The sequence below is a fragment of the Rhodobacteraceae bacterium M382 genome (assembly GCA_025141015.1).
GTDB classification, from domain to species: Bacteria; Pseudomonadota; Alphaproteobacteria; order Rhodobacterales; family Rhodobacteraceae; genus Aliisedimentitalea; species Aliisedimentitalea scapharcae.
This window is the reverse complement of record CP081098.1, coordinates 1971940-1993144: the sequence shown is the minus strand read 5'-3', so window position 1 is coordinate 1993144 and position 21205 is coordinate 1971940. Positions and strand designations below refer to the sequence as shown.

The following is a 21205-nucleotide window of genomic DNA, read 5'->3' as shown; positions in this document are numbered from 1 at the left end:
CGCCTGCCCGGTCCAAAACGACAAACGCGCCCCAATTCGGGGCGCGCTGCATGACGGATTGATTTGTCGGGTCGGTTCAGAATTTCCAGCGCGCGCCGACAATCAGGGAATCGATATCGTGATAAACGGTTGCGGTGTCGTTCAGCTCATAGGTGCGATACCCCATGTAAACCTCGGTATTGATGCGGTCGATTTTTTGCTGAATGGCGATCCCCATGGCACCTGACGACGACCCGCCCACCAGGAAATCATTCCCGTCATAATAGTCGATGCCCAATGACGTCTGCCCGGCAGAGATCCAGTTGGCATTATAGCCGATCTTGCCATAGGTATAGTCGCCGCCGCCATGGCGGCTGCCCGCCGCAACGGCAAAATTCAGGCCGGATTGCAATTCCAACGCCATCGACCCCACGGTATTGTCCCGGTTCACGCCATTACGCACCCGGCGAGACCACCCGAAACCGCCCTTGAACTTGGCCGTTCCGACGTCAGTGCGATAACGCAACGCAATGTCATAAAAATCATCGTCATTGGCCAACAGAACTTCGGTACCCGCAGCAACCGCCACGCGGAAGCCGTTGAATTCCGGCGTATCATACCGGACACGTCCGCGGCGCCCACCATCCAAGCTGGCGGTTACCGTGCCGATTGGCACGGTTGCCCCGACCCCCGAAACAGGTTGGAAACGGAACGCACCAGCCGCATCCCCAATGCCGTTGTACAACGCCATGCCGGTGCCGCCAAAGTCACTCTCGGCGATGCCATCGGTGGCCATGCTGCCCAGACCAAACGAAACCTTGCCGTATTGGTCGGAGTTATAGGCAAAATCGATTTTGCGCAGGAAAGCCCTGCTCCAGTTCACGCCTTGTGGGGTGAAATTCTGGCTGACCGCAAACGACTGTCGCAGCCCCAGCGCGGTTTCAAAGTTGAAGGTAAAGGTGTCCTGCCCCACTGGCTGGGTCACCCACAGGCCAACCCGGCTGTTGGAATGTCCATTGTCCACCAGGTTCGAATAGGTGGAAACGCCGTCGTCCACCCAGACATATGCTGGGCTCAGCTGTCCATACAACAGCACCGATCCGCCGGAACCATTGTCGTATTTCATTTCGGCGGATGCAGGCACAGCCGCAACAGCGCCCAATGCAGCCACAACAGAGGAGATTTTGAAAACGTTCGTCATGTTTTGCCCAACGCATTAAATGTTTCGACATTTGCAAAATGGGAACCACAGCACGGACTTCCAATCAACGGCATCACGCCGGGACCGCGGTAAGAGCATATTTGCCACACTGCGCCAACGAAAATGCGCATGGAATCCTTTCACTTCAATGCCCTAAGGATAGCACGGAATTTCCCGTTCAGATCTCCCAAACGAAAAACACCCCATTGGCAATGCACCAGCCACATACCGGCCCCATCACAACCGGGTAGCTCACCCTCTTGAAATTCACATTCAATACACGCGCTTACCCCAAACCGGACTGTCCCGTGTCGAGCACATTCTTAGTGTGTAACTTAGTGTGTAAAAAACTAATGTTTTTTTGGCCCGTCCCAATAGGCCCTTTGGCCTGTGCGCAGATCCTCGTAGGATTTGATTCGATCCCGGGACGTTTCCCCGCCCTGATGGACCAACAAGGCCAACAGGCTTTCGATGACCGCCATAACCCCCGCGTAACAGCCAAAGTGATGGGTCGAGAGTGTAGAGGCCACCAACGTTTCATCAGCCGCAAATTCTGAGGACACCAGTTCGCTATCGGAAATCATCACCAGCTTGACGCCCTGGCTGCGGGCGAATTTGCAGGCCTCGATTGTTTCCCGGGAATAAGGCGTCACGCTGATGGCGATCATCACATCCCTGTCGCCTGCGGAGTGCAGTTCGTCCATGGCGCTGCTCATGTGGCGTGGGATCAGATCCAGGGATGGCAGGGCCATTCGCCCGACATAGTGCAAATAATAGGCCATGGCATAGCTGGCCCTCACCGCCGTCAGATACACGGTATCCGCGCCCAGCAACATTTGCACCACCCGTTCCATCTGTTCCGGCTGTTGCCGTTCCAGCGACCGCTGTACAATCGCCATCGCATTGACGGCCGCGTCTGCCTGAACCTGCCCGGATTGGGACCGGTCACGCAGCGCATCCAACCACCCCGGGCGCTCGACAAACGCATTCGAAGATACCAGCGCCTGGCGGAATGGTTCGCGCAATGCGTCATATCCGTCAAACCCCAACTTCTGCGCCATGCGAACCAGGGTGAATGTGCTTACGTCGCACTTGCGCGCCGTTTCGCGGATCGGGTCCAGCCCAAAGTCAGACGGATGGTCAACAATGTATTTCGCGACAAGACGCAACTGTGGGGGCAATGTTGGGAGCGCCTCCTTGAGCGTTTTGAGTGTTCGATTTTTCAGCGTCGGATCCATGCCCGCCATCCTCTCTGAGCTTCTCCAGAATCATAACATACGTTATTTTCTGCCAATATTGACTGACCTTTGTTTTTGCACATGCTGTGCGGGTCTGTCACAGGAATTGATTGCATGACCCCCGCATTGCCCGCGTTTACCTCTGTCGTCGTCATTTGTGATGCCATCATCGGGCGTTGGACGGTGCCCCACCTGGCATCTGCCAGCGCAGGTTCCAGAGACCGGTGTGCCGCCATCGTCACAAATCGCCCGCTGTTTGACTCGCCGGGCCTGCGCATGTGGCCCCAATCATGACCCGCCCCCTGATCATGGTGGCCCCCAATGGGGCCCGGCGCACCCATGCCGACCACCCGGCCCTGCCCATGACCCTGTCCGAAACCATCGCGACGGCCCGGTCCTGCCACCGGGCCGGAGCCGACGCGTTGCATCTGCATGTCCGCGACGATGCGGGAGCCCATTCGCTGGACCCGGGCCGCTACCGCGAGGCGTTGGATGAACTGGCCAATTCGGTGCCGGACATGGCAGTCCAGATCACCACCGAAAGCGCCGGGATATTTGATGTCCCCGCACAGCTGAACACATTGAACCGGGTCGCGCCCAAATGGGCCAGCATTTCGATCCGGGAAATCGCCCGTGCACCCGCGCTGGCCGATCCGGTCTATGGGACCTGCGCCGACATTGGCACACGGGTCCAGCATATCCTGTATGACACGGCGGATGCAGCATTGTTGCAGGCGTGGACCGCCCGTGGCATCGTTCGACCCAGCCAGAGCGACGTCATTCTGGTTCTGGGCCGTTACGTCGCGGGTCAGACATCAAATCCACAGGAGATTGCCCCATTGCTGGACACACTCCATCCCGGAACCAACTGGATGCTTTGCGCCTTTGGGGCCAACGAACATAATTGCCTGATCCAGGCCGCCCGGCTGGGTGGCGATATCCGGGTCGGGTTCGAAAACAGTTTATGCGCGGCTGACGGAACGCTTTACCCCGACAATGCCGCCTCGGTCGCGGATTTGACCGTGCAACTCTCACATCTCGCCGCATGAGGACCCCCATGAGCCATGTTTTCCCCCGCCATTGCCACACCCAGCCCCCCGTCGCAGTTGCCGGTGACGGGTGTTTTCTGATCGATGCCAGCGGTAAACGTTATTTTGATGGCTCCGGCGGCGCAGCAGTGTCCTGCCTGGGGCATTCCAACGACCGTGTCACCCAGGCGATCAAGGATCAGCTGGACGCTGTGGCGTTTGCCCACACCGGGTTTTTTACCTCTGAACCAGCCGAACAGCTGGCCGATCTGCTGATCAAACATGCACCAGGCGATCTGGACCGGGTCTATTTCGTATCGGGCGGTTCCGAAGCGGTCGAAGCCGCCATCAAGCTGGCCCGTCAGTTCCACATTGAAAATGGCCAACCTGAACGGCGTCATCTGATCGCCCGACGCCAAAGCTATCACGGCAACACGCTGGGCGCGCTGGCCGCGGGCGGAAACGCCTGGCGCCGACAACAGTTTGCGCCGCTTCTGGTCGATGTCAGCCATATTGCCCCCTGCTATGAATATGCCGAACGCCGCGCGGATGAGAGCCAGTTCGATTACGGCCAACGCGTTGCGCAGGAGCTGGAGGAGGAAATCCTGCGTCTGGGTCCGGAGACCGTCATGGCCTTCATGGCAGAACCGGTTGTGGGCGCGACGTTGGGCGCGGTCCCCGCCGTCGAGGGATATTTCAAACGTATCCGCGAAATCTGTGACACCTATGGCGTGCTGCTGATCCTGGACGAAGTCATGTGCGGCATGGGACGCACGGGCCATCTGTTTGCCTGTGATGCCGATGGTGTCGCCCCTGACATCCTGTGCATCGCCAAAGGGCTGGGCGCGGGATATCAGCCAATCGGAGCCATGCTGTGCAGCGATCACATCTATGGGGCGGTCGAACGTGGCAGCGGATTCTTTCAGCACGGGCACACCTATGTCGGCCACCCGGTCGCCGCCGCCGCCGGACTGGCTGTCCTGCAGGAGCTTTTGGACCGCGATCTGCCCAGCCGTGCCCATCAGCTGGGACAGCATTTGGAGAGCCGCCTGCACGCCATGTTCGGGCAGAACCCGCATGTGGGCGATATCCGCGGCCGGGGCATGTTCCGCGGTATCGAATTCGTTCAGGACCGCGACAGCAAAACCCCCTTTGACCCCAAACTCGGCATCGCAGGCAAGCTCAAGAAAGCCGCCTTTGCCGAAGGGCTGATCTGTTACCCGATGCCCGGCACCCGCGATGGACGTGTCGGTGATCACGTCATGCTGGCCCCCCCATTTGTTGCCACCGAGGATGAACTGGACGCAGCGCTGGACAGCCTGCAACGGGCAATCAATCAGGTTCTTCCCCGTTAATCCGGCCTTTGCAGCGCCACAGGCCACCGGGCCAATTTGATCGCACCCATCCCGCGTCCCGGCCTGCGGCGCGCGGCGGTCTTGATCGCCGTGCAATGTCACGCATACTGGTGCCGGCTGTCCACGCTCACCATCGACCCGCGCGTGCGACACGCCCAGTGCGGCCGATCGCAGGCCAACCCCACAACCGTGACGCGACGTTGATGACCCTACCTCGCTTGACCTGTATATGTTTTTTGATATCAAGGTATCAAAATTTTTACCCAATATTTGCGGGGATAGGATGACGACAAATCTGGGCACATTGGATGTTTTGAAAACCAACATCACACGTCTGATGAAAAGCCGGGACCTGAACCGCGCACAACTGTCGCGGGCTGCCGGGTACAAGAACATCAACAAGGTGACCACTGTTCTGAACGGGAACAGCCTGCCAAGCATTGATTTTGCAGCCCGCATAGCCGAAGCGCTGGGCACCGATGTGGGTGAGCTTTTTCGCAAGAGCGACGATCTGCAAGCTACCGAGTTTTCTATCCGCCCTGCCGACAATGTCGAATCCAAGGCGTCGCATCTGGTGAATGCCATTCTCCAGTCGGCACATAGACAATTGGTTGATATGGGAGAACCGCCCACGATTGATATGGTGTCGTCCTGGTGGCAGGAAAACGGTGGCAGGCTGGAAGCCTGCGACCAGTTGGAACCACATTTCGATCTCGTCAGTGGCCCGGATACAGACAATTCCATCCCGACCATTCACAAAGTCGGATACAAAAGCCTGACAGCCCGAGCCCTGAAGTCCCACGACACCGATATGATGGCGCAATTTCTGCGCACTTTGGATGAAGCCGATCTTGCCGGTCTCAAAAAGTGCATTCAAACCGTCTCTCACAGCGGGATCGGGCTGTTGAGCCCACAAACCCGAATTGTCGACATGCCGGGAATGAATGCCCCGATGGAGATCAGCTTCATGCGCCTCATGCTTCCGGTAAAAGACAGCGAAGGCACCCCCTACGTTCTGAATTTCTCGACGCTGGTGAGTGAGTCAAAGCTGAGAAACAGATCCGGGTTTCTCCAATAGCAATCTGCCATGTGAAGAATTTCTTCACGCGAAATAGCAGTGAGATATTCGCTGTTTTGCCTGCCGTCCGGGGGCGATGGCCAAATTTGTGCCGCCGGGACATGCCGGTTGAACCCGTATTCCACACCATAGCCTTTTCGATTGTCACCCAGCCGAACAAAGGCATACAACCAATCCGGTCTCCATTTCAGGTGTGCATAGGCGTGCAACGCATGCGTGAACAGCGCGAGCTGTTTGCGCGACCCTCTGGCTGTTTCGGCAATGAAAAACTCTCCCAGATAGGCGACACTCCCCCGGATTTCATTCACCGCCATGGGAGCATGGGAATGTGACACACCGGCGTCACACAACCCATAGTATCTCTTTTGGGTTCTTGACCAGAATTCGGACAGGGATTCTGAATAGAGATTGTCCCGGCGGCAGGCAACGCACCCCACATCCTTGCTGCCTTTTTGAAGAAACAACCAAAACGCGTCATCCTTCGAGAAATCATTGAAACTCGACGATAACATGGGGGTAAACGATGCCTTGCCCATGGATCGGGCGCGCTCTTCGGCAACCTGAAAATCCGTCACCTGTACAACTTCCAGCTCCAACACGCGCATTTTTTCCAAACACAACGAAAACAACTTAGCCACATCAAGGTCGCTCGGTCTTTCCATGTCAGTGATCCTTTGTTTTTCTGCCTAGCGGACCAAATTTTGTGGCCCTCGCGACCTGCTTAGCAACTTCGCCCAAAAATCGACAGAATCGTCCCTTAGGGTTGTTTTGAGACAGCTGACCTGCTGGTGCACAACCGGTGGCGAATGGTGGTCTTTCTCAACGCGCCTGCCCGCCGAACACCGCGGGCGTGGTGGTGATCCGGGCCTGTACAGGACAGGCGAATGGCCCGCGCCGAAAAGAAATAAACGGGATCTCTTGCTCCCGCCGAACTGATGCAACGAGGACTCATCCGCAACCGAAAAGCAAAAACCGCACCACTCCCATCTTGACGCCAATTAGCGCCCATGCCTATCTGGATCAAAAAAATTCGAGCACTTGCGCTGCAAGTTTCCTTTAATTACAGGCAGTTAGTATAAATGCAGACACAAAAAAGAATTTCCGCGCGCGCCCCCAATGCCCAAAGATGTACCTGGGTAGTTGAGTTGGCATGTGACTAGAACGTTACGCCGCTAACGGAAAGACGCACCGCTGGCGTGACTGGCGTTGTCCGGTCGTCCTGCCGTGCGGCTCATTCAATGAGCCCCCTTTGGCCATGTCACAGAGCAGAGAGACGATCCGTGACTTGGCGACGATAGCTCACAAACTCACGACTAACAAAATTCTGACAACGAGGTTTTCTTATGACAGGAACAATAACCTATAGCGGACTTGACGGCTTCGCCGTGTCCATCGACGAAACTTTGGTGATCGACGGCGCCGCCAGCGCGGCCTATGGCAACAATTTCAACGGCTTGTCCGATGCAGATGGCATCGTGAGCTTTGATTTTGTCGGCAGCACAGATGATCTGATCCTGACGCTCAACGGCTATGATATTGATTTCTCCGACGAGGTCGAAGTGATCCTGAACGGCACCAGCATCGGGTTCCTCGATACAACGTCGAACAACGGTCTGGGCGCATCGCAATTCTCGATTGACGCAGCCGATCAGCTGGTTGGCACCAACGTTCTGGAATTCCACCAGAAGAACAACATTGCCTATGCCTGGGGTGTTGATGACGTCCAGCTGGCAACCGACACCACACCGCCGCCACCGCCGGCACCGACCCATGTTGAAACCCTGGTGATCGACGGTGCCGCCAGCGCGGCCTATGGCAACAACTTCAATGGCTTGTCCGATGCGGATGGCATCGTGAGCTTTGATTTCGTCGGCAGCACCGATGATCTGATCCTGTCGCTCAACGGCTATGATATTGACGTCGCCAACGAGGTCGAAGTGATCCTGAACGGCAGCAGCATCGGGTTCCTGGACACCACCGCGAACAACGGTCTGGGTGCGTCGCAATTCTCGATTGATGCGGGCGACCAATTGGTCGGCACCAATGTTGTGGAATTCCACCAGAAGAACAATATTGCCTATGCTTGGGGCGTCGATGACGTCCAGCTGGCGACGGACACCACAACCCCACCGCCCCCGCCACCGCCTGCACCGACCCACGAAGAAACCCTGGTGATCGACGGCGCAGAGAGCGCGGCCTATGGCAACAACTTCAACGGCTTGTCCAATACAGATGGCACCATCAGCTTTGATTTTGTTGGCAGCACCGATGATCTGATCCTGTCGCTCAACGGCTATGACATCGACGCCGCCAACGAGGTCGAAGTGATCCTGAACGGCACCAGCATCGGGTTCCTCGATACAACGTCGAACAACGGTCTGGGCGCGTCGCAGTTCTCGATCGACGCAGCCGATCAGTTGGTTGGCACAAACGTTGTGGAATTCCACCAGAAGAACAACATTGCCTATGCCTGGGGTGTTGATGACGTCCAGCTGGCGACGGACACCACGACCCCACCGCCCCCTGCACCGACCCACGAAGAAACCCTGGTGATCGACGGTGCCGCCAGCGCGGCCTATGGCAACAACTTCAACGGCTTGTCCGATGCAGATGGCATCGTAAGCTTTGATTTTGTTGGCAGCACCGATGATCTGATCCTGTCGCTCAGCGGCTATGATATTGACGCCGCCAACGAGGTCGAAGTGATCCTGAACGGCACCAGCATCGGGTTCCTGGACACCACCGCGAACAACGGTCTGGGCGCGTCGCAATTCTCGATTGATGCGGGCGACCAATTGGTTGGCACCAATGTTGTGGAATTCCACCAGAAGAACAATATTGCCTATGCTTGGGGCATCGACGACGTTCAACTGGCGACGGACACCACAACCCCACCGCCCCCACCACCACCGGCACCGACCCACGAAGAAACCCTGGTGATCGACGGTGCCGCCAGCGCGGCCTATGGCAACAACTTCAACGGCTTGTCCAATACAGATGGCACCATCAGCTTTGATTTTGTTGGCAGCACCGATGATCTGATCCTGTCGCTCAACGGCTATGATGTGGATTTCTCCAACGAGGTCGAAGTGATCCTGAACGGCAGCAGCATCGGGTTCCTCGATACAACGTCGAACAACGGTCTGGGTGCGTCGCAGTTCTCGATCGACGCAGCCGATCAGCTGGTTGGCACAAACGTTGTGGAATTCCACCAGAAAAACAACATTGCCTATGCCTGGGGTGTTGATGACGTCCAGCTGGCGACGGACACCACGACCCCACCACCGCCTGCACCGACCCACGAAGAAACCCTGGTGATCGACGGTGCCGCCAGCGCGGCCTATGGCAACAACTTCAACGGCTTGTCCGATGCAGATGGCATCGTAAGCTTTGACTTTGTTGGCAGCACCGATGAACTGATCCTGTCGCTCAACGGCTATGATGTGGATTTCTCCGACGAGGTCGAAGTGATCCTGAACGGCAGTAGCATCGGGTACCTGGACACCACCCCGAACAACGGTTTGGGTGCGTCGCAGTTCTCGATTGACGCAGCCGATCAGCTGGTTGGCACCAATGTTCTGGAATTCCACCAGAAGAACAACATTGCCTACGCCTGGGGCGTCGACGACGTCCAGCTGGACACAGTGCTGTAACATCTGAAAAAACCTAACAAAACAGGCCACTTGCGCAAACGCGTGCAAGTGGCCTGAACCCATTGTCAACGCGGGTCCAGGACCATCTTGCGACACCCGACACAGCGTGTTCAGCGCAGCACAAGGCGCGAGCGATGACACGCCATTCATCGCGGCCCCAAGTGGCCTCTAGTTTCCCACCGTCACGTCGTTAAGTCCGGATCACGGGCTGGTTTCAAAATCGATTTTTGACGAAACCCAATCAAACATGGTGGTTTGCCGAACCCATTAAGACATTGGCACCACAGCGGCGACCCCACATGTTTTTTCCGCCAGCACCACAGTCAATGCCGTGCGAGTGGCTGCACCTATCAAAGGCCCCTTCTGTCACTGGCGAGCAGAGCCCATAGAAGCACGCTGTAGCGCGGAATCCATATCCGAAACGCTACGCCTACGCCGTGTTCCGGCTGGCGGTGCAGACGTTGATGGGTCCAACACACCACGCCAAACGATGCCAAATCCACGTCGCACACCGATGTGTTTGCGCTCTTATGACTGGGTTTGCGAATCTCACGATTCGTACTCCCGGTTTTACCAGCGCCGGAACCAAGATGGATACGCGATACGGGGTCACCCATCCCGGGAAAACCAAACGTAGATCCAGCCAGGTTTTCACCAAACCCGGGAAAAATGTATGGTCGACACACGCAACCAAGCCCATAATATATTGATAAAACGTGCAAAAAGAGAGGTTTTGATGGTGCGGGTGAAGGGACTTGAACCCCCACGCCTTGCGGCGCCAGAACCTAAATCTGGTGCGTCTACCAATTCCGCCACACCCGCAACCTGACGCGCTATGTGCTGCGCGTGCGGCGCTAAATAACAAAGCTTCTCCTGGGATGCGAGAGGAAACTGAGCCTGTTTGGCCACCCAAGTTGTCAATTTCATCCGCTCGGGCAGAAAAAGGTCGCAGCAGTAACGATTTTTTGCCACATTCTAAGAAAAAAATGAGGCAACCGAGCGAGTATTGCCATGAATATGCAAGAAACCATCTCTGCCCGCGGGCGGAGTCCGTCTGCGCCTGTGCAGCCCGCGATCACGGGCTTTCTGACCGGGACGATTATTCTGACCCAACGGGGCGAAGTCGCCGTTGAGGATCTGGTAGCCGGAGACAAGATCATTTCGCGCGATGCGGGATTGGTCCTTCTGAGGGGTATTTCCTCGACCACCAGCCGTGTCCGGACTGTCCGGGTTGCCGCGGGTTCGCTGGGGGACACCCGCCCCGAAGAGGATATGGACCTGCCCGCCGATCACCGGATCTTGGTCCGCGACTGGCGCGCCAAGGCCGTTTTCGGCGCGTCCCAGGCGATGGCCGCAATTGGCGACCTGATCGACGGCGAATTCATCACTGATCTGGGCGAAATGGATCGGTGCCTGTTTCAATTGCATTTCGACAGCCCCCACATTGTCTATGCAGGCGGGTTGGAAGTGGAATGTGGCCCCTTGCCGGCGACCCCGTTGCAAAGCGCCGCCTGACACATATGACCACTGCGGGCCGCAGACCCGGGATCACCCTATCAGGTTGCGCAGTGTGTGCGGCAAGATCTCGGGAAGGTCTTCGGCGATCAATCCAGGTCCGAAATCCAGCGCAGATTGCACGTGCAGCCATGCCGCCGTTTCTGCCGCCTGCATGGGGGACATCCCCCGTGCCAACAGCCCTGAAACAAGCCCGGACAGAACGTCCCCGGACCCGGCTGTTGCCAGCCACGGGGCCGACCGGTCGAACTGGGCCACATGCACTGCGCATTGCCCATCTGGGGTCGCAATGACGGTATCGGCTCCCTTGAACAAAACGGTGCACCCGGCCCGCTGGGCTGCTGATCGGGTCGCATCGACTTTGGAATAGGCTGGTCCTTTGTCCGCTGTCGCCATCAGGCGTTCGGCAAGATCAGGGAACAACCGGGCAAATTCGCCCCCATGCGGGGTGATGACACAGCCTGCGTGCAGCCGGGCAAAAAGCACCTTGGGATCATCACGAAACATCGTCAACGCATCCGCGTCCAACACTGCAGGGCGTCGGTGTTCGAGAACCGTTTCGACCAGGCTGCGCGCGCGTTCATCCAACCCGAGCCCCGGCCCAAGGCACAGGGTGTTCAACCGCCTGTCCTCTAACACGGACCTCAAGGCAGCCACATCAGAGATTTGGGTCATCATGACCGCCGTGATCTGACAGGCGACCTCGGTCAGGGCATCACAAGGCACCCCCAATGTCACCAATCCGGCCCCAACCCTCAGCGCGGATCGCGCGGCAAGCCGTGCCGCGCCCGTACGGCCGCAGCCTCCGGACAGAACCAGCACGTGACCATAGCTGTATTTCTGCGCTTGGGGTGTTTTGCGCAATGAATCCGCATCGGGCGGCTCTGTTTTCCAGGCATAGCGGGTCCGTGCCTCGGCAGGTGTTGCATGGGGCAATCCAATATCACAGACCACGACACGGGACGAATGGTCCTGGACCTGGTCCAGAGTATGCCCCAGCTTTTCAGCGTGGAAGCTCACGGTCAGATCCACATGCGGAGCTATCCCCAATATCTGGCCACTGTCCGAACACACCCCCGAAGGAATATCGACGGCAACGCATTTGACGCCGGTCTCTGCACGCAACTCCGTAAGATGGGAAAACAGAGCCGCCAGATCTCCCTCGATCTTGCGGGCCAACCCTGTTCCGAACACTGCATCCACAACCAGGTCCGGCCCGGTCTCAACCGTTCCCAGGCTGTTCTTGGTCAACGGTGTGTATGTCCCCAGTTCCACCCAGCGGTCGAAATTTGTCCGGGCGTCCGGCGGCAACCTGTCCGGATCTCCCAACACCGACACAGTTACCTCCCAACCGGATTGCTTCAACAGCCGCGCGATGACAAACCCATCGCCACCGTTGTTGCCCGGCCCGCACAGAACGACGGCCTTCAGAGCGTCTTCTTGGCCAGAATTCTCCGGAGAGCGCGAGGCGGTGGTCCCTCGCGTCTGCCATTGGGGCCACGCCTCAAATATGGCAGCGACCACTCCGGCCCCTGCCCGCTCCATCAATTCGAGCCCGGTAACGGACCCGGATGCAATGGCCGCCTGTTCAATCGCGCGCATCTGACCCGCAGTCAAAACCTCTGCCATATGGTCCCTTTCGTGGATTCAATTTTGCTCATTTTTCGAGCAGCCCGCACAAAAAGTGGGCATTTTTTGATTTTCAGGTCACGCGGCTCTAATGTTTTCAGCCTAACCGATTGTCCCGGCGATTTGAAAGTGATCTGAGCACCCAAGACAAGCTTGCACCACGTTGCCAGGAGCCCGCCAATGAAAAAGATCGAAGCCATCATCAAGCCGTTCAAGCTCGACGAAGTCAAAGAAGCCTTGCAGGACGTGGGCGTCCAGGGGCTGAGCGTGATCGAAGTCAAAGGCTTTGGACGTCAAAAGGGCCACACCGAATTGTACCGGGGTGCCGAATATGTGGTGGATTTTCTGCCCAAGGTGAAGGTCGAAGTGGTGCTGGACGACGATCAGGTCGATGCCGCCGTCGAGGCCATCGTGGACGCCGCAAAAACAGACAAGATCGGGGACGGCAAGATTTTTGTCAGCCCCGTCGAACAAGCCATTCGCATTCGGACCGGAGAATCCGGTTCGGACGCCCTGTAATAGCCCGGCCTGCCCCGGCAGGCCCTGTAACGCAATCTGAAATTCGACAATCAGAAGGACCAAGGGAATGAGCGTAGACGCAGTTCTCCAGATGATGAAAGACGAAGACGCCGCATATGTGGATATTCGTTTCACCGACGTGCGCGGCAAGCTGCAGCACGTGACCGTAGACGTGGACCTGGTCGACGAAGACTTCCTCGAAGAAGGCTTTATGTTCGACGGTTCCTCGATTGCCGGTTGGAAGTCGATCGAAAACTCGGACATGAAACTGATGCCTGACACCACGTCGGCCTATGTGGATCCGTTCTATGCGGAAAAAACCATCTGCATTCACTGCTCGATCGTGGAACCCGACACCGGCGAAGCCTATGAGCGTGACCCGCGCGGCACCGCTCAGAAGGCCGAAGCCTATCTGAAGTCCAGCGGTATCGGTGATGTGGCCTATATGGGCCCCGAAGCGGAATTCTTCCTGTTTGACGACGTTCGGTTCTCCAACACCATCAACAAGGTCTCTTACGAAGTCGATGCCTCGGATGCGTCATGGAACACCGACACCGAATATGAAATGGGCAACATGGGCCACCGCCCTGGCCTCAAGGGTGGTTACTTCCCGGTGAACCCCACCGACGAAGCCCAGGACCTGCGCAGCGAAATGCTCTCGACCATGAAGCGTCTGGGCATGAAGGTCGACAAGCACCACCACGAGGTTGCGTCCTGCCAGCACGAGCTGGGCCTGATCTTTGACAGCCTGACCAAACAGGCCGACGAGCTGCAGAAATACAAATACGTGATCCACAATGTGGCCCACGCCTATGGCAAATCCGCCACCTTCATGCCCAAGCCGATCTATGGCGACAACGGCACCGGCATGCACGTGAACATGTCGATCTGGAAAGACGGCAAGCCACTGTTCGCTGGCGACAAATACGCCGATCTGTCGGATGAGGCACTGTATTTCATCGGTGGTATCCTCAAGCATGCCAAAACTCTGAACGCGTTCACCAACCCGGCGACCAACAGCTACAAGCGTCTGATCCCCGGTTTCGAAGCCCCCGTTCTGCGCGCTTATTCGGCCCGTAACCGGTCCGGTTGTGTCCGTATTCCATGGACTGAATCGCCCAAGGCCAAGCGCGTCGAAGCTCGTTTCCCCGATCCGGCTGCCAACCCCTATCTGTGCTTTGCAGCGCTGTTGATGGCCGGCCTGGACGGCATCAAGAACAAGATCGACCCCGGCGAAGCCATGGACAAGAACCTGTACGATCTGCCGGCCGAAGAGCTGGAAGGCATCCCGACCGTCTGCGGCAGCTTGCGTGAAGCCATCGACTCGCTGGCCGCCGACCACGACTTCCTGCTGCAGGGTGACGTGTTCACCAAGGACCAGATCGACGGCTATATCGCGCTGAAGATGGAAGAGATCCAGCTGTTCGAACACACACCCCACCCGGTGGAATTCGGAATGTATTACAGCTGCTGATCTGCTGAGCTGCTGACTGATAAAACTGAAAAAGGGCGTGCCGATTTGGGACGCCCTTTTTCAATCGTATTGCAGCCCGCGCCCCACCCCGGGAGCGATCTGCAACACCCCCAAAGATCGGTTTGGGACCGGAATGGGCATTCGTCGAACAATAGATGTCCCCGGCCGAAATGCTAAAGCGGCACCTGCAAACCAGCTTTGACGCGGCTCACCACGACGTTTGAGTGAAACCTTCGGATGTTGGGGTTGTCCGTAAACACCTGTCGGCTGAATTCTTCATATGCGGCCATATCCGCGGACGTGACAATCAGAATGAAGTCAGTGTGCCCTGTGACGTAGTAGCATTGTTGAACATCATCCAACGCCAGCATTGAGCGGCGAAATTCATCCAGCAGGTCAGTGCGTTCGCGTTCCAGTTCCACTTCTACGATAAAGGTCATAGGACGCCCGACGGCTTTGGCGGACAGGACGGAAATGTCCGCTTCGATGACCCCTTCGTCCCGGAACCGTTTCATGCGCCGTTGAACCGACGAGCGTGACGTTCCGACATGGTCCCCCAACTCGTCTGCCGTCAGGCGATTGTTGCGCTGAAGCAGCTCCAGAAGCTTCCTGTCGGTGTCATCCAGTGTGACAGGCATATTGTTCACGCTCCTTGCCAAATTTGCATCATCTTGCCCGGCAGCATACTCAATATCAGGCAAAATGCTCAGGAAAACCCGATACTTTTAATCGGACCAGCCGACTCTTTTCATCGAAAGTTCGATCATGCACAAATTGCCCAAGTTAACCGCGCGCCACGTCGACCCTCGCACCTACCCACCCGGCGTTGCCTATATGGACGGACAGTATTTGCCGATCCAGGAGGCGAAGCTTTCGGTTCTGGACTATGGGTTTCTTCATTCAGACGCGACCTATGATGTCGTCCATGTGTGGAACGGCGCTTTTTTCAGATTGGGCGACCATCTGGAGCGTTTTTTTCGCGGGATGTCGGAACTGCATATGTCGATTCCATATGACGCAGCCCAAGTGACGGAAATCCTGCACAATTGCGTGGCCTTGTCCGGGCTCGAGAACGCTTATGTGGAATTCATCTGCACCCGAGGGACATCCCCGGAGTTCAGCCGGGACCCACGGGATGCAGAAAACCGTCTTATTGCGTTCGCCATTCCATTCGGCTCTGTCGCCAACAAGGAACAGATGGAACGTGGCCTGCACCTGGCCGTGACGGATGTTCTGCGCATCCCGCCATCCTCGGTCGATCCGACGGTCAAGAACTACCATTGGCTGGATATGGTGAAGGGGCTGTATGCGGCCTATGAACGGGGGGCGGACACAGCAGTATTGATTGACGTCAACGGCAACGTATCCGAAGGACCCGGATTCAATATTTTTGCAGTGAAAGACGGCGTGGTTTCAACACCCAACCTGAGCGTCCTGTTGGGCATTACACGTCAGACCATCTTTGACCTCTGCGCAGAAATGGGCCTCCCGTGTCACGCGCAGGATATTGCGGTTAAAGACCTGAAATCGGCGGATGAGGTCTTTGTCACATCAACAGCCGGAGGCGTCATGCCTGTCTCCAAAATAGATGGGCAGCCCATTGGATCGGGAGAAGTGGGCCTGCTGTCAGAACGCATGATGGCGCTCTATTGGCAGCTCCACGCGGACGACAGATATCGGAGCGTTGTCAGCTACCCAGGAGCAACTGACCAGTAAGGCGACGCAATAATGCTGGCCTCCAGTTGGATGACGGCCTGGTCCGCCCAGCCGCCATTGGGGCTACAACACTTCTGGCTTGAGGCGTGCCAAATCAGGCACCATTTTTTGTGGCCAGGCGACCGGCCTCGGTCGGAAATACACTTGGCTGGTGTCCCGGACCTGTGCTTACTTGCGACTCTCGCCAGTTCCACATGCCAAGGATCCCCCACAACATGACCAGACAATACAGTTTTCCGGACGGGCATTGGGATTGGCCGGTCCGGCTGACCCACCATCACGCGGTGCGGGCGGGGGATCTGATCTTTACAGGTGGTCAGGTGGATCTGGATGCGCAGGGCAACGTGCGAAATATCGGAGATCTGGACTGCCAGGTGCGCAATTCCATGGCCTATATGTCGGACCTGCTAAACGATCTGGGAGCCGGTTTCGGGGATCTGGTGCGGCTGGTTGTCTATTATGTCGGGAACGCACAGGATGAATCCCGGCTGCTGGCTCAGATGGCCGACATCATCGGCCCCGAGGTCAGGCCGGTGGTCAATCTGATCAACCTGCCAGAGCTGTGTTACCCTGACATGCTGTGCGAAATCGAAGGTGTCGCCATGCGTGACGCAGATGGCGGCACCCTGCCGCGTCAGACGTTTTATCTGGATGACATGCCTGCTCTGCCCGCCACCTTTTCGCATGTCATCAAATGCGGCGACATGATCTTTACCGGTGACATGACGGCCATGGCCGCCGATGGATCTGTCGCCCACCCCGATGATATCGTGACCCAGACGCGACTGATGATGGACCGGTTGTCGCGCGCCTTGCAGACCGCGGGGGCCGATCTGAAAGATGTGGTCAAGGTCAACACATTCTATCGGGGCGATGGCACAGCCGAAGATTGGGAAATCTCTGCCCGTATCCGCGCCGAATATTTCCCCGATCCCGGTCCGACACCGACGGGCATCCCGGTGCCGTCCTTTCCCCATGACGGGTTGACGACCCGCATCGCTGCCACAGCCTGTATCGGCACCAACGGTCAGATCAGCCATGTTTGGCCTGACGGGCATTGGAACTGGACCACTGCCCTGCCCTATAAACACGGTGTCAAATCCGGGCAGGTCATCCACGTCGGCGGTCAGGTTGCCCTGGATGCGCAGGCCAATGTGCTGGAACCCGGCAATATGGTGGCCCAAACCCGCATTGCCATGGGCAATGTGGCACGGGTCCTGGCCGAATTCGGGGCCGATCTGGATGATGTGGTCAAGGTCACCACCTTTTATCAGGGCAGCGCCTCTGCCGAGGCCTTGCATGAAAATCTGCTGATCCGCTCCAATTCCTACACCGCGCCCGGCCCGGCCACGACCGGCATTCCTGTGCCCAATCTGGTATATCCGGACATGGTTATCGAGATCGAAGTCATTGCCGTTCTGCAGTCTTGATTCCGGCACAAGCAACCGATATTCAGCGCGGCTCTGCTGATCGACAGGAGCCGCGCCATGGCCGCACCCAACACACTTGGTATCGACTTTGGAACATCGAATTCCGCAGCCGGAGTAACGGTTGCCGGTCGTCCCTGGCTGATTGATGTAGAGGCGGGTGAAACCACGCTGCCGACGGCCGTGTTCTTTGATCATGGGGCCAGCACCATGCGGATCGGTCGCGACGCCACACAGGCGCTGATCGAAGGCGACGAAGGCCGGTTCATGCGCGCGCTCAAGAGCCTTCTGGGCACGCCGCTGTTGCGGGAGAAACGGCGGATCTACAAACAGGAGATGGATTTCATCGACATCATCGCCCGCTTTCTGCGCGCGTTGAAAACCAGGGCAGAAACCGCCACGCATCAGGATTTTACCCATGCGCTGTCCGGGCGTCCCGTGCTGTTTCACAGCCAGGATGCAGCGCGCAATGCGCAGGCAGAAATAGACCTGCGCGACTGCTATCTGCGGGCTGGCTTTGCAGATGTGCAATTCATGTATGAACCCGAAGCCGCCCTGCGTGCAACCGCGCCAGAGGCCGGATTGGGTTTGGTTGTCGACATCGGTGGCGGAACGTCGGATTATACCGTGTTCGAACAACAGGGCGATGGCACCACCCAGGTGCTGATTTCGCACGGGTTGCGGTTGGGGGGAACGGATTTTGACCGCCGGCTCAGCATTGATCACGTCATGCCCCTGTTGGGTCGGGGCAGCGCCATCCGCAACAGCTTTGGCCAGGGTACCCTGCCCGCACCCAACCGCATCTTCAACGATCTGGCCACCTGGCAGATGATTCCCTTCCTCTACAGCGCCGACACCCGACGCAAGGCACGCGACCTGGCCCAACACGCGGTTGAGCCGGCCAAGCTGACCCGGTTGGTCAGCGTGCTGGAGGACGAGTTGGGCCATGATGTGGCCTTTGCCGTGGAACGCGGCAAGATCCTGGCCAACCAGCCGGATCATCCGGCCCCACGCATCGATCTGAAGGTTCTGGAACGCGGCCTGACGGTGCCGCTGTCATCTGAGGCGCTGAACCGGTCGCTGAGCGATCAGGTCAGCGAAATCACCGACCATGCCACACAGGCGCTGACACTGGCCGAAATTGCACCACCACGGATCAACCGGATCGTTCTGGTCGGCGGATCGTCCTTGTTGGACGCGATCGCAACCGACCTGCGCCAACTGTGTCCCAACGCCCGAATCCACAATGCCAATGCAATGACGGCGGTGGCTGATGGGCTGGCGTTGGCGTCTACCTCAGCCTTTGCCTGATGCGAATACGCCCGGGCCGTGTTTTGGCTGGCAATTCGGAACAAATGGCTTAGGCTAATAGGCAATGTCCTTGTTTTGAAAGCCGGTTTCATGCGTCACCTTGTTTTTCCCGCCGTTGTTTTTGCAAGCCTCGCAACCAGCGCTTTGGCTGCGCCATGCGGAAATACATCTGCTGGGTTCAACGCATGGAAAAAGGATTTCGCCAGAACCGCGAAACAGGCTGGGGTGAAATCTCCCGGGCTCAAGGCGCTGGCGCAGTCACGATATGCCACCCGCACGATTGCTGCTGACCGCAATCAGAAGTCGTTCAAATACAGTTTGGACAAATTCATGAAAGTGCGCGGGTCCACCACGATCGTTGCGCAGGGCCGCAAACGCAAGGCAAGAAATGCCAATTTTTACGCGGCACTGGAACGCAAATACGGTGTGCCCGCGGGCGTGTTGATCGCCATTCACGGCATGGAAACTGCATTTGGAAGCTTCATGGGCGACAGCCAGATCGTGTCGGCCATCGTGACCCTTTCCTATGATTGCCGTCGGTCTGAATTCTTTGTGCCCCACGCCATTGGCGCGCTCAAGCTGGTCGATCAGGGGGCCATCACTCCTGCGACATTGGGGGCAAAACATGGCGAACTGGGGCACACCCAATTTCTACCGGGCAATGCGTTGCAATACGGGCAGGACGGAAACGGCGATGGGCGCATCGATTTCTACAACCAGGCGGATGCCCTGGCATCGACGGCTTATTACCTGCGCAAAAAAGGGTGGAGACCTGGCAAAGGGTATCAACCGGGCGAACCGAATTTCCGAGTGATCAAGGAATGGAACGCCGCCACGGTCTATCAAAAGGCGATCGCCATCATGGGAGCCCAGATCGACCGCTGAACAGATTGTCCCCTGGTCTGCGGAAATCCAATCCGCTTTTTCCCTTTTGTGGCTGAATGCGGACCAATCCACGCCAAGGTTTTGCCCCAAAGCTTAATTTTTCACAACTAATTTACCTGATGCGCCTTGAAACACAGGGGAATCCAGTTTTCGAACCCAACGTCACCCAGATCATACGTGCCGCTGCAATTTCTGTTTTGCGTCACATTTTAATCTCTTTCACGGCGTAGCGTTAACCGTAATGAAGGCAACTGGAGGACGTCATCGTGACCACTACAGGCAGATATCACGGTGGACTAGTATTCTATGGTTACGCAGAAAACCCGCTGGACCAATTCAGCAGGATCGTGTCGGCAACTTTAGAAGATTATGGACACCCGGTCGAACGCCAGACTATCCAAGGCGGCAAGTCAGCCGTCGTTCTGACGAGCCAATACAAGGTCAACCTCGAACTTGAGGACCTTGGAAACATGAACTGCGGGCAGGCAGTTCCTTCTTATGAAGACCAGATCCAAAGGATCGCTATCGAATTCACCCCGGTCCTTCCGGGGCGCGAAGATCGCGATATCACCGAATTGATGATGGTCGTGCTGCTGTATCGCATGGTCGACATTTGCGACGCCGAACAGGTCGAATGGATGGACCCGGACACGGCGCTGCCAATCGATGAGTTCCTGGGAGCGTTTTCCCATATTTCGCCGCGCCGTGTCCGTGGTCGCCAGGAGATCCTGGACCAGCACGGTCAGCGTTTTGCCGATGTGGATGAAACTGCGCCCGACCTGATGGAACATTATGACACCATTCTGGGTCAGGTTCCGCATAGCGGTGAAGTCGGGTTGATCGACCTCACCCAGGAGGAAACTCTGGCACTGGCCTTTCGGGTCGGCCCCCATCCGACCGAATTGTCTCCGGACCAGGAAGAGGCCGCGAGCGACATTCGCAGGCTCGCAACCTGGGGAATGACGGGTATGGTCGTGTTCCTCTCTGCACCGGTTGCGGTTTCGCTGGCCGCTGTCAATCTGGTCAGGGGCGAAGATTTCCGCCTGAACACCCATGTTCTGTCGCTGACCGGCCTGCTGGTGATGCTACAAAGCTCGGGCGCGCTGGCCAGTGTGGTCAACTACCTGCCCTGATGCAAAGCATATAACGATTTCCACCCACCGAAATTGCAAATTCGCAAGTTCGGTGGGCGCATAT

At 57.3% G+C, this 21205-nt stretch carries 17 protein-coding genes and 1 tRNA gene; 12 read left to right on the top strand and 6 right to left on the bottom strand.

Annotated elements, in window-relative coordinates:
• Positions 1-76: 76 nt before the first annotated feature.
• Both K3727_09185 and K3727_09180 read right to left on the bottom strand, forming a co-directional pair.
• The gene (locus K3727_09185; GenBank protein UWQ92929.1) at positions 77-1180 is read right to left on the bottom strand and encodes a porin; all 1104 of its coding nucleotides are present in this window, start codon (positions 1178-1180) and stop codon (positions 77-79) included.
• Between the two features lie 350 nt (positions 1181-1530).
• On the bottom strand, positions 1531-2418 hold the full coding sequence (locus K3727_09180; protein UWQ92928.1) for a MurR/RpiR family transcriptional regulator: 888 nt from the start codon (positions 2416-2418) through the stop codon (positions 1531-1533).
• A 290-nt stretch (positions 2419-2708) separates the two neighbouring features.
• Between K3727_09180 and K3727_09175 the strand changes: the two genes are divergently transcribed.
• From K3727_09175 to K3727_09165, 3 genes are all read left to right on the top strand, one after another.
• Positions 2709-3467, top strand: a complete 759-nt coding sequence (locus K3727_09175) for a 3-keto-5-aminohexanoate cleavage protein (GenBank protein UWQ92927.1) — start codon at positions 2709-2711, stop codon at positions 3465-3467.
• Between the two features lie 8 nt (positions 3468-3475).
• Complete coding sequence (locus K3727_09170) at positions 3476-4801, top strand: aspartate aminotransferase family protein (GenBank protein UWQ92926.1); 1326 nt, start codon at positions 3476-3478, stop codon at positions 4799-4801.
• Positions 4802-5084: 283 nt separating this feature from the next.
• The gene (locus K3727_09165) at positions 5085-5879 is read left to right on the top strand and encodes a helix-turn-helix domain-containing protein (protein UWQ92925.1); all 795 of its coding nucleotides are present in this window, start codon (positions 5085-5087) and stop codon (positions 5877-5879) included.
• Here the strand turns inward: K3727_09165 and K3727_09160 are convergent.
• Complete coding sequence (locus K3727_09160) at positions 5810-6541, bottom strand: hypothetical protein (GenBank protein ID UWQ92924.1); 732 nt, start codon at positions 6539-6541, stop codon at positions 5810-5812. The genes K3727_09165 and K3727_09160 overlap by 70 nt on opposite strands.
• Before the next feature lie 681 nt (positions 6542-7222).
• Here K3727_09160 and K3727_09155 point away from each other — a divergent pair.
• A complete protein-coding gene (locus K3727_09155; protein ID UWQ92923.1) occupies positions 7223-9532 on the top strand; it encodes a hypothetical protein in 2310 nt (769 codons plus the stop codon).
• Between the two features lie 737 nt (positions 9533-10269).
• Here the strand turns inward: K3727_09155 and K3727_09150 are convergent.
• Positions 10270-10354, bottom strand: a tRNA-Leu gene (locus K3727_09150).
• 195 nt (positions 10355-10549) lie between these two features.
• On the opposite strand from K3727_09150, the gene K3727_09145 reads away from it, so the two are divergent.
• A complete protein-coding gene (locus K3727_09145; GenBank protein UWQ93326.1) occupies positions 10550-11047 on the top strand; it encodes a Hint domain-containing protein in 498 nt (165 codons plus the stop codon).
• Between the two features lie 33 nt (positions 11048-11080).
• Here the strand turns inward: K3727_09145 and K3727_09140 are convergent, their stop codons facing one another.
• The gene (locus tag K3727_09140; GenBank protein UWQ92922.1) at positions 11081-12676 is read right to left on the bottom strand and encodes an NAD(P)H-hydrate dehydratase; all 1596 of its coding nucleotides are present in this window, start codon (positions 12674-12676) and stop codon (positions 11081-11083) included.
• Positions 12677-12856: 180 nt separating this feature from the next.
• Here K3727_09140 and K3727_09135 point away from each other — a divergent pair, with 180 nt between their 5' ends.
• Positions 12857-13195, top strand: a complete 339-nt coding sequence (locus K3727_09135) for a P-II family nitrogen regulator (protein ID UWQ92921.1) — start codon at positions 12857-12859, stop codon at positions 13193-13195.
• Between the two features lie 67 nt (positions 13196-13262).
• Positions 13263-14669, top strand: coding sequence for a type I glutamate--ammonia ligase (glnA, locus tag K3727_09130; protein ID UWQ92920.1), 1407 nt, complete (start codon positions 13263-13265; stop codon positions 14667-14669).
• A 173-nt stretch (positions 14670-14842) separates the two neighbouring features.
• Here the strand turns inward: glnA and K3727_09125 are convergent, their stop codons facing one another.
• Complete coding sequence (locus K3727_09125) at positions 14843-15295, bottom strand: Lrp/AsnC family transcriptional regulator (GenBank protein UWQ93325.1); 453 nt, start codon at positions 15293-15295, stop codon at positions 14843-14845.
• A gap of 208 nt (positions 15296-15503) precedes the next feature.
• Between K3727_09125 and K3727_09120 the strand changes: the two genes are divergently transcribed.
• The 5 genes from K3727_09120 (at position 15504) to K3727_09100 (ending at position 21141) form a co-directional block, all read left to right on the top strand.
• Positions 15504-16385 carry an aminotransferase class IV gene (locus K3727_09120; GenBank protein UWQ93324.1) on the top strand — a complete coding sequence of 294 codons (882 nt, stop codon included), beginning with the start codon at positions 15504-15506 and terminating at the stop codon, positions 16383-16385.
• Between the two features lie 215 nt (positions 16386-16600).
• A complete protein-coding gene (locus K3727_09115; GenBank protein ID UWQ92919.1) occupies positions 16601-17815 on the top strand; it encodes a hypothetical protein in 1215 nt (404 codons plus the stop codon).
• A gap of 57 nt (positions 17816-17872) precedes the next feature.
• Positions 17873-19123: an Hsp70 family protein gene (locus K3727_09110; GenBank protein ID UWQ92918.1), complete on the top strand. Its 1251-nt coding sequence runs from the start codon at positions 17873-17875 to the stop codon at positions 19121-19123.
• Positions 19124-19213: 90 nt separating this feature from the next.
• Positions 19214-20008, top strand: coding sequence for a lytic murein transglycosylase (locus K3727_09105; GenBank protein UWQ92917.1), 795 nt, complete (start codon positions 19214-19216; stop codon positions 20006-20008).
• A gap of 266 nt (positions 20009-20274) precedes the next feature.
• Positions 20275-21141 (top strand): hypothetical protein, encoded by an 867-nt coding sequence (locus K3727_09100; protein ID UWQ92916.1) that lies wholly within the window; start codon positions 20275-20277, stop codon positions 21139-21141.
• Positions 21142-21205: the final 64 nt, after the last annotated feature.

Excerpts from the sequence above, each read along its gene's own strand:
- K3727_09185 (UWQ92929.1), bottom strand. The coding sequence starts at position 1,180 with ATGACGAACGTTTTCAAAATCTCCTCTGTTGTGGCTGCATTGGGCGCT.
- K3727_09180 (UWQ92928.1), bottom strand. The coding sequence starts at position 2,418 with ATGGATCCGACGCTGAAAAATCGAACACTCAAAACGCTCAAGGAGGCG.
- K3727_09175 (UWQ92927.1), top strand. The coding sequence starts at position 2,709 with ATGACCCGCCCCCTGATCATGGTGGCCCCCAATGGGGCCCGGCGCACC.
- K3727_09170 (UWQ92926.1), top strand. The coding sequence starts at position 3,476 with ATGAGCCATGTTTTCCCCCGCCATTGCCACACCCAGCCCCCCGTCGCA.
- K3727_09165 (UWQ92925.1), top strand. The coding sequence starts at position 5,085 with ATGACGACAAATCTGGGCACATTGGATGTTTTGAAAACCAACATCACA.
- K3727_09160 (UWQ92924.1), bottom strand. The coding sequence starts at position 6,541 with ATGGAAAGACCGAGCGACCTTGATGTGGCTAAGTTGTTTTCGTTGTGT.
- K3727_09155 (UWQ92923.1), top strand. The coding sequence starts at position 7,223 with ATGACAGGAACAATAACCTATAGCGGACTTGACGGCTTCGCCGTGTCC.
- K3727_09145 (UWQ93326.1), top strand. The coding sequence starts at position 10,550 with ATGCAAGAAACCATCTCTGCCCGCGGGCGGAGTCCGTCTGCGCCTGTG.
- K3727_09140 (UWQ92922.1), bottom strand. The coding sequence starts at position 12,676 with ATGGCAGAGGTTTTGACTGCGGGTCAGATGCGCGCGATTGAACAGGCG.
- K3727_09135 (UWQ92921.1), top strand. The coding sequence starts at position 12,857 with ATGAAAAAGATCGAAGCCATCATCAAGCCGTTCAAGCTCGACGAAGTC.
- glnA (UWQ92920.1), top strand. The coding sequence starts at position 13,263 with ATGAGCGTAGACGCAGTTCTCCAGATGATGAAAGACGAAGACGCCGCA.
- K3727_09120 (UWQ93324.1), top strand. The coding sequence starts at position 15,504 with ATGGACGGACAGTATTTGCCGATCCAGGAGGCGAAGCTTTCGGTTCTG.
- K3727_09115 (UWQ92919.1), top strand. The coding sequence starts at position 16,601 with ATGACCAGACAATACAGTTTTCCGGACGGGCATTGGGATTGGCCGGTC.
- K3727_09110 (UWQ92918.1), top strand. The coding sequence starts at position 17,873 with ATGGCCGCACCCAACACACTTGGTATCGACTTTGGAACATCGAATTCC.
- K3727_09105 (UWQ92917.1), top strand. The coding sequence starts at position 19,214 with ATGCGTCACCTTGTTTTTCCCGCCGTTGTTTTTGCAAGCCTCGCAACC.